Here is a 14,248-nt window from a genome sequence, read left to right on the forward strand (position 1 = left end):
CGCCGCGCACCCGCGGCCGGGTGTGTGCGGCTGGTGCCGCGGCCGGAAGGGCCGCCGGTGAACCCCCTCCGGCCGCAGCCCGGAGCAGGCCGGGCGGGGTCCGCTGCGGTGCGGCGGTGCCCTGCAGGGGGCGGGGAACCGCGCGGCCGGCCAGGACGGCGCCGCGGTCGGACGACGTCGTCTTGCGGCACCTCCGGCGGAGCGCTCAGCGGGCCTCGTAGAGCCGCTTGTGGCCGCTGATCCCGGCGAGCCGGAACGGGCCGGTGGTCTGCACCGGGGTGGACCGGTCGCCGCCGTCGGTCGGGAGGGAGTGCTCGTGCAGCTCGCGGTAGCCGGCGTAGTCGACGGGCCTGCGCCGATCGACCGCCTGCCGGTTGGCCTCGGTGCGCAGGTGCTCCCGGTAGCCGGGGACGACCGTGCCGGCGAAGAACTCGGCGACCGAGCCGGAGCCGTAGCTGAGGAAGCCGACGGCCTTGCCGGTCAGGTCGTCCGCCTGGTCCAGCAGGGCGGCCAGGCCCAGGTACACCGACGCGGTGTAGCTGTTGCCGACGACCGTGTTGTACGCCGTGGTCTGCCCGAGCGCGGCCTCGATGACGTCCTTGTCGGTGTCGCGGCCGCAGTAGTTCAGCAGGTGGCGGTGGGCCTTGTAGGCCATCTTGGTGAACGGCTGGTGGTAGCAGAACGCGGCGAAGTCCTCCAGGGCGCGGCCGCCCTGCTCGCCGTAGTCCTTCCAGGTGCCCTCCACCGCCTGGAGGTAGGCGGAGATGGACTCCTGTCCGTCGACCAGCGCGGTGGACAGGTAGTTCGGCCGCCAGAAGTCCATGACGTCGGCGGTGAACACGCCCGAGGGGTCCTCGATGCGGACCAGCGCCGGGTCGGCGGAGACCAGCATGGCCACCGCGGCCGCGCCCTGGGTGGCCTCGCCCGGGCTCTCCAGCGCGTACCTGGACACGTCCGAGGCGACCACGAGGACCTGCTGGGAGGGGTCGCGGCGGACCAGGCCGATGGCGAACTGCAGTGCGGCCGTCGCCCCGTAGCAGGCCTGCTTCAGCTCCACGACCCGGCAGGCCGAGGGCAGTCCGAGCAGCGAGTGCACGTACACACCCGCGGCCTTCGCCTGGTCGATGGAGGACTCGGTGGCGAACACCACCGTGCGGATCCGGTCGCTGCCGTGCCGGGCCACGACGGGTGCGGCCGCGGCGGCGCCCAGCGTGACGATGTCCTCGTCGGCGGCGGGCACGCTCATCGACCGCTGGCCGATGCCGACGTGGTACTTGCCGATCTCGGTGCCGTTGTGGTCGGCCAGCGCCTCGTGCGACAGCACGAACTCGGTGGTCGCGAACGACAGATCGTGGATCCCGATCGGGGACTCGGTGGCCATGCCCTAAACACCAACCTTTGCAGTCTTGTTGTCGCGTTCCAGCTGGACGTGCGCGCGCATCAGCTCACCGGGGTTCGTCTGGGCCGCGAGCAGCGAGAGCTCCCCGCACAGCACCGTCGCCGCCGCGATCACCGCGAGCCGGCGGGCGTTCTCCCCGGGGGCGCGGTCGGCCTTGCAGCCGAGCCGGGCCAGGTTCGTCTCGACGAAGCCGAGCCCCTTGCCGTTGCCCACGGTGCCGACGATCAGGTTCGGCAGGGTGCAGGAGAAGTAGAGGTCGCCGTCGCGGTCCTCGGCCATCACCACGCCCTGGGAGCCCTCGACGATGTTGGCCGCGTCCTGGCCGGTGGCCAGGTAGAAGCCGAGCAGCATGTTCGCGAAGTGGGCGTTCGCGGAACGGATGCCGCCGGCGAGCAGCGTGCCGAGCAGGTTCTTGCGGATGTTCAGCTCGACGACCTTGGCGGCCGTGGTGTGCAGCACGTCGGTCATCACGTCCCGCGGCACCAGCAGCTCGGCGACGACGTTCTTGCCGCGGCCGAGGATGCCGTTGACGGCGGTCGCCTTCTTGTCCGTGCAGTAGTTGCCGGAGATCGAGCCGTAGGAGATGCCCGGGACGGTGTCCAGGAGGTGCTTGAGCAGCGCGTCGGACGCGAGCGTCGCCATGTTGTGCCCGGAGGCGTCGCCGGTGGTGAACTCGAACCGGACGAACAGCAGGTTCGCGTTGATCTCGTGCCTGACGGCGATCAGCTCGGCGAAGCGGCTGCACCCGCGCACCACCTCGCGCAGCTCCTCGATGCGCGCCTGGATGGTCCGTGCCGCGGTGTACGCGGTCTGCGCGTCGGTCGCCTCGACGATCACCGAGCGGGTCATCCGCTCGTCGACGAGGGTGGCGACGATGCCCTTCTCGGCCAGCCGGGACACCTTCGCGCCGCGGCCCACCGAGGGCCACAGCGGCGACTCGTACGTGGCGAGCGGTACGTGCGTCTCGGTCTCGGCGACGTTCCCGGAAATACGAAGGGGTCCCACCCACCTCATCGGGACCCCGGCGATCGCGTGCGTCTCGGTCATCGTGTGCTTCCCGTCGTCATCTCGTGCAGGGCGTCGATGGAGCTGGACCGCTGGGCCAGTCGCCGTGTGTCGACGCCCCGGTCGGCGCAGAACTCGCGCAGCGCGCCGTGGACCAGGAGGTCGCAGCGCGTCAGGTCGGCCGGCGTGCGCGCGCCGAGCATGGTCTGCAGGGCCGCCAGCTGGTCGAGCCAGGCCGTGATCTTCGCGACCAGCGCGGAGACACCGCCGTCGAGCAGGGTGTGCAGGAAGCCCGCCGAGGCGCCGGCCGCCGAGGCGCCGAGTGCCAGCGCGCGGGCCACGTCCAGCGGGTGGCGGACGCCGCCGGAGGCCAGCACGGGCAGGCCGGTGTCCTGCGCGTCCAGCAGGCAGGCGGCGGTGGACTGGCCCCAGCCGTGCAGGAAGGCGTAGTCGGCGAGGTCGCGCCGGCCGTTCTCGATTCGGGCGAAGTCGGTGCCGCCCCGGCCGGAGAGGTCCGCCGCCCGCACGCCCAGGTCCGCGAGCTTCAGGACGGTCTGCCGGCTCAGCCCGTTGCCGACCTCCTTCACGATCACGGGGATGCCGACGGCCGCCGCGATCCGCTCGATCTGCGGGCCCCACGAGGCGAACGACCGGTCGCCCTCCGGCATCGGCGTCTCCTGCGCCGTGTTGACGTGGATCTGCAGCGCGTCCGCCTCGATCAGGTCGATGGCGCGCCGCGCGTTGTCGACCGTGGTGGTCGCGTTGATGTTCGCCATCACGAACCCGTGCGGGTTCTCCTCGCGCAGCACACGGAAGGTGCCCGCGCACGAGGGGTCCTTGAGATAGGCGTTCATGGAGCCCGACGCGATGGGCACACCGGTCTCCCGGGCGGCGGTGGCGAGGTCCCGGTTGATGGCACCGGTCTTCTCGCTGCCGCCGGTCATCGCGTTGATGTAGAGGGGCACCTGCCAGCTGATGCCGGCGAAGGCCGTGCCCAGCGACACGTCCGGCCGGTCGATGCCGGCCAGGGCGTGGTGGACGAACGACACCTCGTCGAACTGGTTGTCCGCGCGGGACGCCTGGTGCTGCTCCATGGCGAGCCGGACGTGGTCGTCCTTGCGTGAAGCGCTCATTCCTCGATCCCTTCCAGGGCGGGACGAACGGGCAGGGGCAGCACCCCGGCCGCGGCCCACCGCCGCCGTACTTCCTCGATGTCCCTTGACGCCGCTGCGTCCAGCAGGGCGATACCGCAGTCGCCGCCTCCCGCCCCCGAGGGCTTGGCCGCACCGCCGACGGCCTCGGCGGCCTCGCACAGGGAGGTCAGCCGGGGGGTGAAGACGCCGAGGCCGACCTCGTCGTCCAGGCGGGCCAGTTCCCGCCGGGCCCGGCCGATCTGGTCCAGCAGGCCCTGCCGGTCACCGGCCTCCAGGGCTGCGGCGCAGGCGTGCACCAGGTCGGTGCTGGCACGGACGAACCCGCGGTGGGAGTCGCTGCCGCGCCAGGTGCGGCGGTGCAGGCCGGACACCATCGTCTCGGTGGAGGCTGGTTCCCCGGTCCAGCCCACCTGGAGCGTCAGTCCGGCGGGGGCCGGCAGCCGGCGCACCTCGTGGCCGGGCCAGGGCGCGGCGAGCGCCCGGTCCACGCCCACCCGCCGGGCCAGGTCCAGGACGAAGTCCCGGTCGGGCGCCCGGTACAGCAGCCAGCCGCCGAACGCGCTCGCGGCCAGGTCGCCGCCGGAGCCCTTGGGGTCCAGTGCGGCCGTGGCGAGCATGGCCAGCCGGTACGTGGTGTCGGCCGACGGGGCGAGCCCGCAGTACGAGGCCACGGCCGCGACGGTCGCCACGGTCACCGCCCCGCTGGAGCCCAGGCCGAACTTGCGGCCGTTCTCGTGCAGGGTGCTGGTGACGCGGATGTCGAGGGCGGGCACCGGCAGGCCGCGCTCGGCCAGCAGCCGGGTCACGACCTCGACCGCCGCGACGACGTGGGCCGACGCGCGGGGCGTCTGCCGCCCGCCGCCGGCCTCGCCGTCGGAGCCGAGCGCCACGAGCCGCCCCTCGTGCCGGCGCCAGCCCGTCCGCCGCGGGCCGAGGTCGGAGGAGATCACGACGTCGGGGCCCGGGCCCCGGCCGTCGCCCGCCCCCGTGCCCGGGACCGTTCCCCGGTCCGGGCCGGTGGCCGGGGCCGCGCCGGGGCCCGGGTCCGTTCGCCCGCCCGGGGCGGACACCGTGACGGTGATGTACCGGTCCACCGCGACCAGGATCGCCGGGGTGCCGGGCTCCACCACCGCGTACTCGCCCGCGACGAACAGCTTGCCGGGCGCGTGCCGGACCACCGTCCGCGGGGCCGCCGCCGCGTCCTCTGCGCGGTCCCTGCGGCGGGTCCCGCTCATCCCGCTCATCCGGCCCGTCCGTCCGTGTGCAGCAGACGGGCGGCCGGGCCCGGACCGGCGATGTGCACATCCCCGCCGGGAGCGGCGGCCCGCACCGCGTCGGCCACCCGCGCGGCGTCCGCGCGGTGGCACAGCACCTTCACGTTCGGGCCGGCGTCCATCGTCGCGTAGGCGGCCACCCCGTCCCGGCGCAGCTGGACCACGCCGTCGAGCACGGTCAGCGTGGCCGGGGCCAGGTACCGCACCGCGGGGCGCGCCGCCAGCATGGTGGCGTGCATGCCGAGCGCGTTGCGTTCGGCGATCTCGCCGACCGCCTCCAGGTCGCCGCGCAGCAGGGCCGCCCGCATCTCGGCCAGGTCCTCCAGGCTGGAGGCGGCCCACGGCTCGTACAGCGGCGAGGTGTCCACGGTCCGGCGCATGGCCGTACGGCTGGAGACCGCCTTGGGGCCCGCGTCGACGACGGCGATGACCAGCGCCGGGTCGAGGTCGCCCGCGGGCACCGGCTCCGCGTACGAGCTGAGGTCGGCGTCCCGGGCCGAGCCGGTGCCGCTGTGCCAGACGGCGAAGCCGCCGAACAGCGAGCGGGTCGCCGACCCGGATCCGCGCCGGGCCAGCCGGGACAGGGCGGTGGCGTCGTCGCCGAGGCCGTACGCGGCGGCGGCGGCGACGGCCAGTGCGGCGAAACCGCTGGCGGAGGAGGCCAGTCCGGCGCCGGTGGGCACGGTGTTGCGGGTGTCGACGACGGCCCGCTCACGGCTTCCGGCGCGTTCCCGCACCAGGTCCAGGAACGCCGAGATGCGCCGCAGCGCCTCGCCGGCCGCCGGCACGCCGTTGAACGTCACCTCGTCCGGCCCGGCCCCGGCGGCGAGGCCGACGCGGGTGGTGGTGGGGAAGATGTCCAGCGTCATCGACAGACTGGGCGTGCGCGGCAGGAAGAGCACCTCGTCGCGCTTCCCCCAGTACTTGATGAGGGCGATGTTCGGGTGCGCGACCGCGGTGGCGGTGCGCCGGACGGTTCGGCCGGCCGCGGCCGCGGTGTCCTGTCCGCGCGGCCGCTCCACGGTGGTCGGGTGGTCATGACGCATGTGTGTCGAGCCCCTTCAGCGGTACGGCCCACGTCTGTACGGCGCCGGCCTCGTGCAGGTGCCGGGTGACCTCCCGGGCCCGCTCCGGCTGGGTCAGTGCGATCACGCAGCCGCCGAGCCCGCCGCCGGTGATCTTGGCGCCGAGGCCGCCCGCGTCCAGGGCGGCCCCGACCATGGCGTCGATGCGGTCGGTGCTCAGCCCGGCCTCCCGCATCAGCTCGTGGTAGTCGACGAGCCGTGCGCCGAGCTCCCCGGTCCGCCCGGCGGCCAGGGCCTCCTCGGCCGCCTCGGTCAGTTCCGTCGCCCGCCCCACGAACGCCTCCCGCGTCCCGGCGCGTCCCTCGAAGCCGTCCCGCAGCAGTTCCACGGCCTCCTTGGTGCTGCCCGCGGTGCCGCTGTCGGCGACGAGGAACAGGCCGTCGCAGCCGGTGCGCAGCTCTCGCACCTCGCCCGCCTGGAAGCGCAGCGGGCCGGGCGCGCCGACGGCCCGGGCGTCGACGCCGCTGGCCCGCCCGTGCGCCATGTTCTCGGCCGTCTGCACCAGCTCGAACGCGGTGTCCTCGGACAGTTCGCGCCCGAAGAGGTCGGCCAGCGCGAGGACGATCGCGCGCGAGGTCGCCGCGCTGGAGCCGAGGCCCCGGCCGGGCGGGACCCCGCCGTCGAGGACCACGTCGAGATGCGGCCCGCCGGTCACGCCCAGGGTCTCCCTGAACGCGCCGACCAGTCGGCGCAGGCTGTCGGAGGCCTGCGTCACCAGCGCCCGCGAGGGGGAGCCGGTCATCGTGTACGACAGGTCGTCGCCCTTGTCGCCGGAGGCGTGCGCGGACCGGCCGGCGCTCGCCGTCACCGTGAGCTGGGGGATCGGAAGAGCGAGTGCCGGGGCTCCGTAGACGACCGCGTGCTCCCCCAGCAGGATGGCCTTGGCGTGAGCGCGCCCGATGCCGACCGCTCGGGCCCGGCGGCTTTCTGATACCCCCTCCACTGAGGTCGGTAGAGTCAACGCACTCAGCTCCCCTTTTGTCTTCGATGGGTTCGCGTGGTCTCCGGGACCGCGGGCCCTGCCGGACCGCTTCGGGCATGACGAAGAGTCCCCGTACCGCTCCCGGGCATGACGAAGAGCACCCGCGCGCGGTGCGGGTGCTCAGATGCGGTAGGAGGCTGGTGCCGTACGCCCTTCGGGCCTGGTCCGTCGCTCTCGGACCGGCGGGTACGACACGTCGTCTGCCGCCCTCCGTCGGATTTCGGGCAGGCTGGACGTCGCTCGATAGTGACACGGGGAGGCCTCCGCGCCAACCCCGGTGAACGTGACCTGGGTCACTCCCGCGCCCTGAGCTGGGCGGACCCGCTCCAACGCGGCGGGGCCGGCCCACCGAGCACACGGTGGACCGGCCCCGGGACGACGAGGAGAGGCGGGGACGAGACGGGGAACGGGACGGCGAACGGGACAGGGGCGCGGCGGCGAACGGGACGGGGAACGAGACGGGGAACGAGACAGGGACGCGGCGGCGAACGAGACGACACGGACGGACACGGACACGGACACGGGCAGGGGCAGGGGCAGGGGCAGGGGCGAGGCCGCACGCCCCGGGCCCGTACGGCCGTACGCCCGTACGGCTCCCGGGCGGCCGTGTTCGCCGGCCGTGCTCAGTGGCGACGGCGCAGCGCGATCGCCGTCAGCTCCTCGATGTCGAACGCCGAACGGCAGTGCGGCGCGCCGTAGCGGGTGATCTTCCCGCGGCTCACCCACTTGCGGATGGTCGCCTCGGACACACCGACGGCGAGTGCGGCCACCTTGGTGTCGACGAGCCGGTGGCGCGGCGGCCTGATCATGCGTCGGCTCCTTCTCGCTGGTGTTTCATGAGTTCTCCGAGCCCGAGCCACTCGCGGACTTCCCAGGAATGGCCCGAGGAACATCCGAGGCGGCCGGCTCCCGCGGTCCGGCCGCCTCTCGGGGAGGCGCTGATGGTTCCGGCGCAGTTGTCGACGACGCATTTCCTGATGAGGGTGTGGAGTGTGCTCGGTTCGGGGTCGACCACCTGCCGCAGTTCACCGACGAGATCCTCGATCTCACGGGCGAAGTCCGTGGCCGGCGGCTGTTCGGCCAGCCAGTGCAGATGCCGGGTCAGAAAGAGCGTCAGATGCGGCACGGAGCGGGGCGGAACGGCCGTACCCCGCCTTTCCGCCACCAGGTGCGCCCACGACTCGAGAATGCTCAGGATGTTCAGCCGGGCGTCCAGCGCCGACACATCCAGATGGTCCCGCGTGCGGCTGCCCGACACCCTGGTGGGGTTGGTCCACCTCGGCATCGATGTCGCGCGGTGCAGGCACTCCTGGTGGAGGCCGGGGAGGACACGCAGGTGGTGTTCCACTTCCTTGACGCAGGAAGCGCAGAGGTCCGGACCCGTCGCGGAGCAGATGTCCTGGCTGTGGCTTCTGGGGCAGGGGTGAACCTTCATCGGAGCTCCTTCATGAGGCGGCTCGCCCGCGCAACCCGCTGTGAATCGCATGGAATTCCCGTGTCGATGAGAACAGTTGGCTCGGTGGTGTTTCTCAGCTCGGCCGATGGTTTTTACGGGAACTCCGCATTCCTCACCGGTGCCCTGGTCCGGTAAGGCCGCACGAGACCCGCGAGAAGTCCGTTCAAGAACATACCGAGCAGTCACTTGAGCGCCGATACAGCATCGTTCGGGGCTCGTTGGGGGAAGCCGGGGGGAAGCCCGGGAAGCCGGGGGAAGCCGGGGGAAGCCGGGGGAAGTCGGTGACGGCCCCGGGACCGGTCACCCAGTGGCACAGAGGCTCCTGAGCGGCAAAGTTCCGGCAGCCCACCGTCTTTTCCGGCACTCGCCGCCCGACCCTCAAGCGGCCTTCCACCCGAAACCGAGTCTTGGTTGAGGTGCTGCACCCACGGTGGCGGAGGAAGGAGGCACTGTGGACGGTACGTACGGTGGCGAACGCACAGAAAGCGTCGAACTCACCGCAGGGCCGCTCATGACGGCGGCCGATCAGTTCCCCCCGGGTGACCCGGCTTCACCCGGCCACCCTGACTCCCGGGAATCCGCCCTGCCGGCCGGTGGCACCGACTCCGCACACCTGACGGTGTGCCTCGTGGGAGCCGGTCCCCGCGGCCTGTCCGTACTGGAGAGGCTCTGCGCGCAGGAACGGAAGTCGCCCCGCTGGCAGGCCGTCACGGTGCATGTCGTCGACCCCGACCCGCCGGGCTCGGGACGCGTGTGGCGCCCCACGCAGTCCCGGCACCTGCTGATGAACACCGTCGCCTCCCAGGTGACGGTCTACACCGACGCCAGCGTCCGTATCGACGGCCCGCTGGAGGAGGGCCCCAGCCTGCACGAGTGGGCCAAGACCCTGGAGTCCGGATCCCTGGACGGCATCGGCCCGCACGCCGGCCACGACGACGTCCTGGCCGAGGCACGCCGCCTGGGCCCCGACTCCTACCCCACCCGCGCGCTCTACGGCTGCTACCTGACCTGGGCGTTCCAGCAGGTGGTCGAGAACGCCGCAGCGCACGTCACGGTGCACACCCACCCGGTACGGGCCGTCGCCCTGGAGGACGCCGACCCCGCGGCCGGACGGCGCGGTGCGCAGACCGTCACCCTGGAGGACGGCACCCGGCTCACCGGCCTGTCCGCGGTCGTGCTGGCGCAGGGCCACGTGCCCGCCGAGCTCTCCGACACCGAGCGGGACCTGGCCGCCTTCGCCGACCGGCACACCCTGACCTACCACCCGCCCGCCAACCCGGCCGACGTCGACCTCACCTCCGTCGGCCCCGGCGAGAGCGTGCTGCTGCGCGGACTCGGACTGAACTTCTTCGACTACATGGCGCTGTTCACCCAGGGCCGCGGCGGCACCTACGCCCGGGTCGACGGGCGTCTGGTGTACCGGCCCTCGGGCCGCGAACCGCGTCTGTTCGCCGGCTCCCGGCGCGGTGTGCCGTACCAGGCCCGCGGCGAGAACGAGAAGGGCGCCCACGGCCGCCACCACCCGCGGCTGCTCACCGCCGGGTACATCGCCGGCCTGCGCGCCCGGGACATCCGCGGCGGCGCCGTCGACTTCGCCGCCGACCTGTGGCCGCTGATCTCCAAGGAGGTGTGCGCGGTCTACTACGCGGCCCTGCTCGCGGCCCGCGGCGAGCCCGCCTCCGTGCGCGAGGACTTCACCGAGCGGTACCTGCACGCCGAGCCCGGTCCCGCCGAGACCGCCCTCCTGGACGAGGCCGGCATCGGCGCGGACCGGCGCTGGGACTGGGAGCGCATCGCCCGCCCGTACGGCGACCGCGTCTTCAACGACCTGCCCGGCTTCCGACGGTGGCTGCTCGGCCATCTCCGGGAGGACGTCCGCCTGGCCCGCCAGGGCAACGTCAGCGGTCCGGTCAAGGCCGCCCTCGACGTCCTGCGCGACCTGCGCAACGAACTGCGGCTCGCCGTCGACCACGCCGGCCTGGCCGCCGCCTCGCACCGCGACCACCTCGACCGCTGGTACACCCCGCTCAACGCCTACCTGTCCATCGGCCCGCCCGCCTCCCGCATCGAGGAGATGACCGCGCTCATCGAAGCGGGCGTCCTGGAGGTGACCGGCCCCGGCCTGGGCGTCGGCGTGAACCCGCACGACCCGCTCGGCCCCTGCTTCGTCGCCACCTCGCGCGGGATACCGGGCGTACGGATCCGGGCCACGGTCCTGATCGAGGCGCGTCTGCCCGAGATCGACCTGCGGCGCACCGCGGACCCGCTGATGCGCCGGATGCTGCGCACCGGCCAGTGCCGCCCCCACCGCATCCCCGGCGCGGACGGCACCGGCTACGAGACCGGCGGCCTCGCCGTGTCCGAACGGCCCTACCACCTGATCGACGCGCGGGGTGTGCCGCACCCCCGGCGCTTCGCCTACGGCGTCCCCACCGAGTCCGTGCACTGGGTGACCGCCGCGGGCATCCGGCCCGGCGTCGGCTCGGTCACGCTGGAGGACTCCGACGCCATCGCGGCGGCGGTCCTCGCGATCCCCGCTGCGGCGCCCGCCCCCGCCGCGCCGGCGCCCGCCCCGCGCGCACCCGCGGCGGCGCCCGTACCCGCCACGCCCCCCGGACCTCAGGCCGGCCCCCACCGGCTGGTCACCGCCGCGGCGAACACGCCCCCGAGCACCGAGGCAGACGTATGACGTCCCCGCACGACCCCCCGCAGCCCGTCGCCGTGCCCGCCCACCTGGACGCCGGACTGCTCTCACCGGTGCGGGCCGGCACCCCCGTCGAGGCGGCCGTCGGCGACCGCGCATGGCTCCAGGCGATGCTCGACGCGGAAGCCGGACTCGCCCGTGCCCAGGCCCGCTGCGGTACGGTGCCCGCACAGGCCGCCGAGGCCATCACCGCCGCCGCCCGCGCGGACCTGCTCGACGTCCGCGAACTCGCCCTGGCCGCACGGGAGACCGCGAACCCGGTCGTGGGCCTGGTCAAGGCGCTCACCGCGGTGGTCGCCGCCCGCGCCCCGCAGGCCGCCGAGTACGTCCACCGCGGCTCGACCAGCCAGGACGTCTTCGACACCGGCGCCATGCTGGTCGCCCAGCGGGCCCTGCGCCTGACCCTCGCCGACCTGCGGGCCGTCGCCGACGCGCTCGCCGGCCTCGCCGGCGCCCACCGGGACACCCCGATGGCCGGCCGCACCCTCGCCCTGCACGCCGTGCCCACCACCTTCGGGCTCAAGGCGGCCGGCTGGCACCGGCTCGTCCTGGACGCCGCCGAGCGCCTCGAACGCGTCCACGACAGCCTCCCGGTGTCCCTCGGCGGCGCGGCCGGCACCCTCGCCGGCTACCTCCAGTACGCCGGCGAGGACCGCGACCCGGCCAGGGTGCTGGGCGAACTCGGCGCCGCCTTCGCCGCCGAGACCGGCCTCACCGACCCCGTGCTGCCCTGGCACGCCCTGCGCACCCCCGTCGCCGACCTGGCCGCCGCCCTCGCCCACACCGCCGGAGCACTCGGCAAGATCGCCGCCGACGTGCTGGTGCTGACCCGCACCGAGGTCGGGGAACTGACCGAACCCTCGGTCGCCGGACGGGGCGCCTCCTCGGCGATGCCGCACAAGCGCAACCCGGTGCTCGCCACCCTGATCCGCTCCGCCGCGCTCCAGGTGCCCGCCCTGGCCGCCGTCCTCACCCAGTGCCTGCCCGCCGAGGACGAACGCTCCGCCGGGGTCTGGCACGCCGAGTGGCAGCCGCTGCGCGAGGCCCTGCGGCTCACCGGCGGCGCCGCCCACACGGCCGTCGAACTCGCCCGGGGCCTGACCGTCCACCCCGCCCGCATGCGCGCCAACCTGGACGCGACCGGCGGCCTGCTCGTCTCCGAACGCGTCTCGGCCGTCCTCGCCCCGCGCATCGGCAAGAGCGCGGCCAGGGAACTCGTCACCCAGGCCTCGCTGATCGCCGCCGGCACCGGACGGCCCCTCGCCGACACCCTCGCCGAACTGCCCCAGCTCGCCGGCATCCTCACCCGCGCCGAAGCCGCCGCCCTCCTCGACCCGGCCGCCTACACCGGCGCCGCCGGCGCCCTGGTCGACCGGGCCCTGTCCGCGGCCGACGAGGCCCGGACACCCGCGCCCTGACCGCGGGCCCGCCGCGGCACCCGCGCCGTCGCCGGCCCGTGGCGGGGCACCACCGCCGCCCGGGGCGCACCACGCCCCGGCGGCGGGCTCGCTCAAGCCCGTCTCGCACCGCCCTGGAGGATGGCTCGAACCTCCGCCCCCGACGGCGCGAAACACGCCCCAACGGAGTCCGGGCCCCGCATGATGCAATCACAACACACGGGGAGGGCAGGCGAGTTGAGTCTGGACGCACGTGTACGCCAGGGGACGGGGGGCCACGGCCACGCCGTGGTCATCGGTTCGAGCATCGCCGGTCTCACCGCGGCCCGAGCGCTGGCCGGCCTCATGGACCGGGTCACCGTCATCGAACGCGACTGGGTGCCCACCGGTGTCGGGCGGCGCCGCGGCGTGCCCCAGGCACGCCACACCCACACCCTCGCGCAACCCGCCCGGCACGGCCTGGAACAGCTGTTCCCCGGCATCACCGAGGACCTCACCCGCGCCGGCGCCGACCACATCCGCATGCCTCTGGACACCCTGCTGTACGGCCCCGCCGGCTGGCTGCCCCGCTTCGACTCCGGCCTGTCGGTGCTCAGCGCCGGCCGCGACCTCATCGACACCGTGATACGCGACCGGCTGCGCGCCGACCCCGCGGTCACCTTCTTACCCGGGCACGAGGCCCTCTCCCTCCAGCCCGGCCCCCAGGACACCGTCACCGGCGTCTGGGTGCGCGCCCGGGACCGCGGGGCGCCCGACGGATGGACCACCCGCCGCCTGATCTCGGCCGACTTCGTGGTGGACGCCACCGGCCGCGACTCACGCGCCCCCCGGTGGCTCGCCGACCTCGGCTACCAGCCCCCCAGGGAGAGCGTGGCCGCCTCCCGGACCACGTACGCCACCGCCCTGCTCACCCCGCCCGTCGGCCACTTCGCCGACTGGAAGAGCGTGCTGATCACCGCCTCCGACGCCCAGCCCGGCCACGGCGTGCTCCACCCCGTCGAAGGAGGCCGCTGGTCGGTGACCCTGGCCTCCGCCGACGGCGGCCCCCCGCCCGCCGACCACGACAGCCTCGTACGCGCCGCCGCCGGCCTCGGCCACCCCCTGCTCCGCGAGCTCATCGAGTCCGCCACCCCGCTCGGCCCCGTCTACTCCTGCGGCCGCACCGAGAACCGCTGGCGCCACTACGAGGAACTGCGCCGCTGGCCCGACCAGTTCCTCGCCGTCGGCGACGCCCTCACCGCCCTCGACCCCGTCCACGGGCAGGGCATGACCACCGCGGTGGACTGCGCCCTCGTCCTCGGCCACCTGCTCGCCTCCCACGGCACCCCCGTCGGCCTCGGCCACCGGCTGCGCCGCGCCCTCGCCCACCGGCTGACCCCCGCCTGGCGGCTGAGCACCCACAACCTCACCGCGGCGGACGGCCGCGGCGACCCGCTGGCCGGCCTGCGGGCCCGGACCGGCCGGCGCTACACCGCCCGCGTGGCGGCCGCCGCCACCGCCGACCAGCACGCCGCGACCCTTCTCGTCGAGCTGCTCCAGGGCGCCGCCCCGCCCGTCGCGGCACTGCGCCCGGCCGTCCTGCGCGCCGCACTGCGCCCCCGCCGCAGGCCGGCCCCGCCGGCCCCGCCCAGTTCCACGCACGGCCCCGGCGCACCGCGCCGCCGCCGGCTCGCCCGCGAGGCCGGCTCGCCCGGGAAGGCCGCCGCAAGCCCGTACCCGGCCGCAGGCCGGACCGAGCGCAGCAATACCCTTCCCCTATGACAGGAGTACATCAACTGGCCTCTACGGGCGC

Annotated in this window: 11 protein-coding genes; 3 read left to right on the forward strand and 8 right to left on the reverse strand. The window is 74.5% G+C overall.

The genetic code is table 11. The annotated features are described in order from the left end of the window. Nucleotides 1–205: 205 nt before the first annotated feature. The 8 genes from AC5K6T_RS31120 to AC5K6T_RS31155 form a co-directional block, all read right to left on the reverse strand. Nucleotides 206–1,381 (reverse strand): hydroxymethylglutaryl-CoA synthase, encoded by a 1,176-nt coding sequence (locus AC5K6T_RS31120; protein WP_493214364.1) that lies wholly within the window; start codon nt 1,379–1,381, stop codon nt 206–208. A 3-nt stretch (nt 1,382–1,384) separates the two neighbouring features. After that, nucleotides 1,385–2,446 (reverse strand): hydroxymethylglutaryl-CoA reductase, encoded by a 1,062-nt coding sequence (locus AC5K6T_RS31125; RefSeq protein ID WP_493214365.1) that lies wholly within the window; start codon nt 2,444–2,446, stop codon nt 1,385–1,387. Then, the gene (gene fni / locus AC5K6T_RS31130; protein ID WP_493214366.1) at nt 2,443–3,537 is read right to left on the reverse strand and encodes a type 2 isopentenyl-diphosphate Delta-isomerase; all 1,095 of its coding nucleotides are present in this window, start codon (nt 3,535–3,537) and stop codon (nt 2,443–2,445) included. Before fni ends, AC5K6T_RS31125 begins: the two co-directional genes overlap by 4 nt. Next, nucleotides 3,534–4,793 carry a phosphomevalonate kinase gene (locus AC5K6T_RS31135; RefSeq protein ID WP_493214367.1) on the reverse strand — a complete coding sequence of 420 codons (1,260 nt, stop codon included), beginning with the start codon at nt 4,791–4,793 and terminating at the stop codon, nt 3,534–3,536. Before AC5K6T_RS31135 ends, fni begins: the two co-directional genes overlap by 4 nt. A 5-nt stretch (nt 4,794–4,798) precedes the next feature. Then, nucleotides 4,799–5,878: a diphosphomevalonate decarboxylase gene (gene mvaD / locus AC5K6T_RS31140; protein ID WP_493214368.1), complete on the reverse strand. Its 1,080-nt coding sequence runs from the start codon at nt 5,876–5,878 to the stop codon at nt 4,799–4,801. Beyond that, the gene (gene mvk / locus AC5K6T_RS31145) at nt 5,868–6,878 is read right to left on the reverse strand and encodes a mevalonate kinase (RefSeq protein ID WP_493214369.1); all 1,011 of its coding nucleotides are present in this window, start codon (nt 6,876–6,878) and stop codon (nt 5,868–5,870) included. Before mvk ends, mvaD begins: the two co-directional genes overlap by 11 nt. Before the next feature lie 644 nt (nt 6,879–7,522). Further along, nucleotides 7,523–7,708, reverse strand: coding sequence for a MerR family transcriptional regulator (locus AC5K6T_RS31150; RefSeq protein WP_493214370.1), 186 nt, complete (start codon nt 7,706–7,708; stop codon nt 7,523–7,525). Continuing rightward, nucleotides 7,705–8,334 carry a hypothetical protein gene (locus AC5K6T_RS31155; protein ID WP_493214371.1) on the reverse strand — a complete coding sequence of 210 codons (630 nt, stop codon included), beginning with the start codon at nt 8,332–8,334 and terminating at the stop codon, nt 7,705–7,707. Before AC5K6T_RS31155 ends, AC5K6T_RS31150 begins: the two co-directional genes overlap by 4 nt. Nucleotides 8,335–8,866: 532 nt before the next feature. On the opposite strand from AC5K6T_RS31155, the gene AC5K6T_RS31160 reads away from it, so the two are divergent. From AC5K6T_RS31160 to AC5K6T_RS31170, 3 genes are all read left to right on the forward strand, one after another. Continuing rightward, nucleotides 8,867–11,044: an FAD/NAD(P)-binding protein gene (locus AC5K6T_RS31160; protein WP_493214397.1), complete on the forward strand. Its 2,178-nt coding sequence runs from the start codon at nt 8,867–8,869 to the stop codon at nt 11,042–11,044. Further along, nucleotides 11,041–12,477: a nitrosuccinate lyase gene (locus AC5K6T_RS31165; RefSeq protein ID WP_493214372.1), complete on the forward strand. Its 1,437-nt coding sequence runs from the start codon at nt 11,041–11,043 to the stop codon at nt 12,475–12,477. The genes AC5K6T_RS31160 and AC5K6T_RS31165 overlap by 4 nt, the downstream gene beginning before the upstream one ends. A gap of 216 nt (nt 12,478–12,693) precedes the next feature. Further along, nucleotides 12,694–14,217, forward strand: a complete 1,524-nt coding sequence (locus AC5K6T_RS31170; RefSeq protein ID WP_493214373.1) for an FAD-dependent oxidoreductase — start codon at nt 12,694–12,696, stop codon at nt 14,215–14,217. Nucleotides 14,218–14,248 lie beyond the last annotated feature (31 nt).

The organism is Streptomyces sp. B8-7, assembly GCF_058833805.1.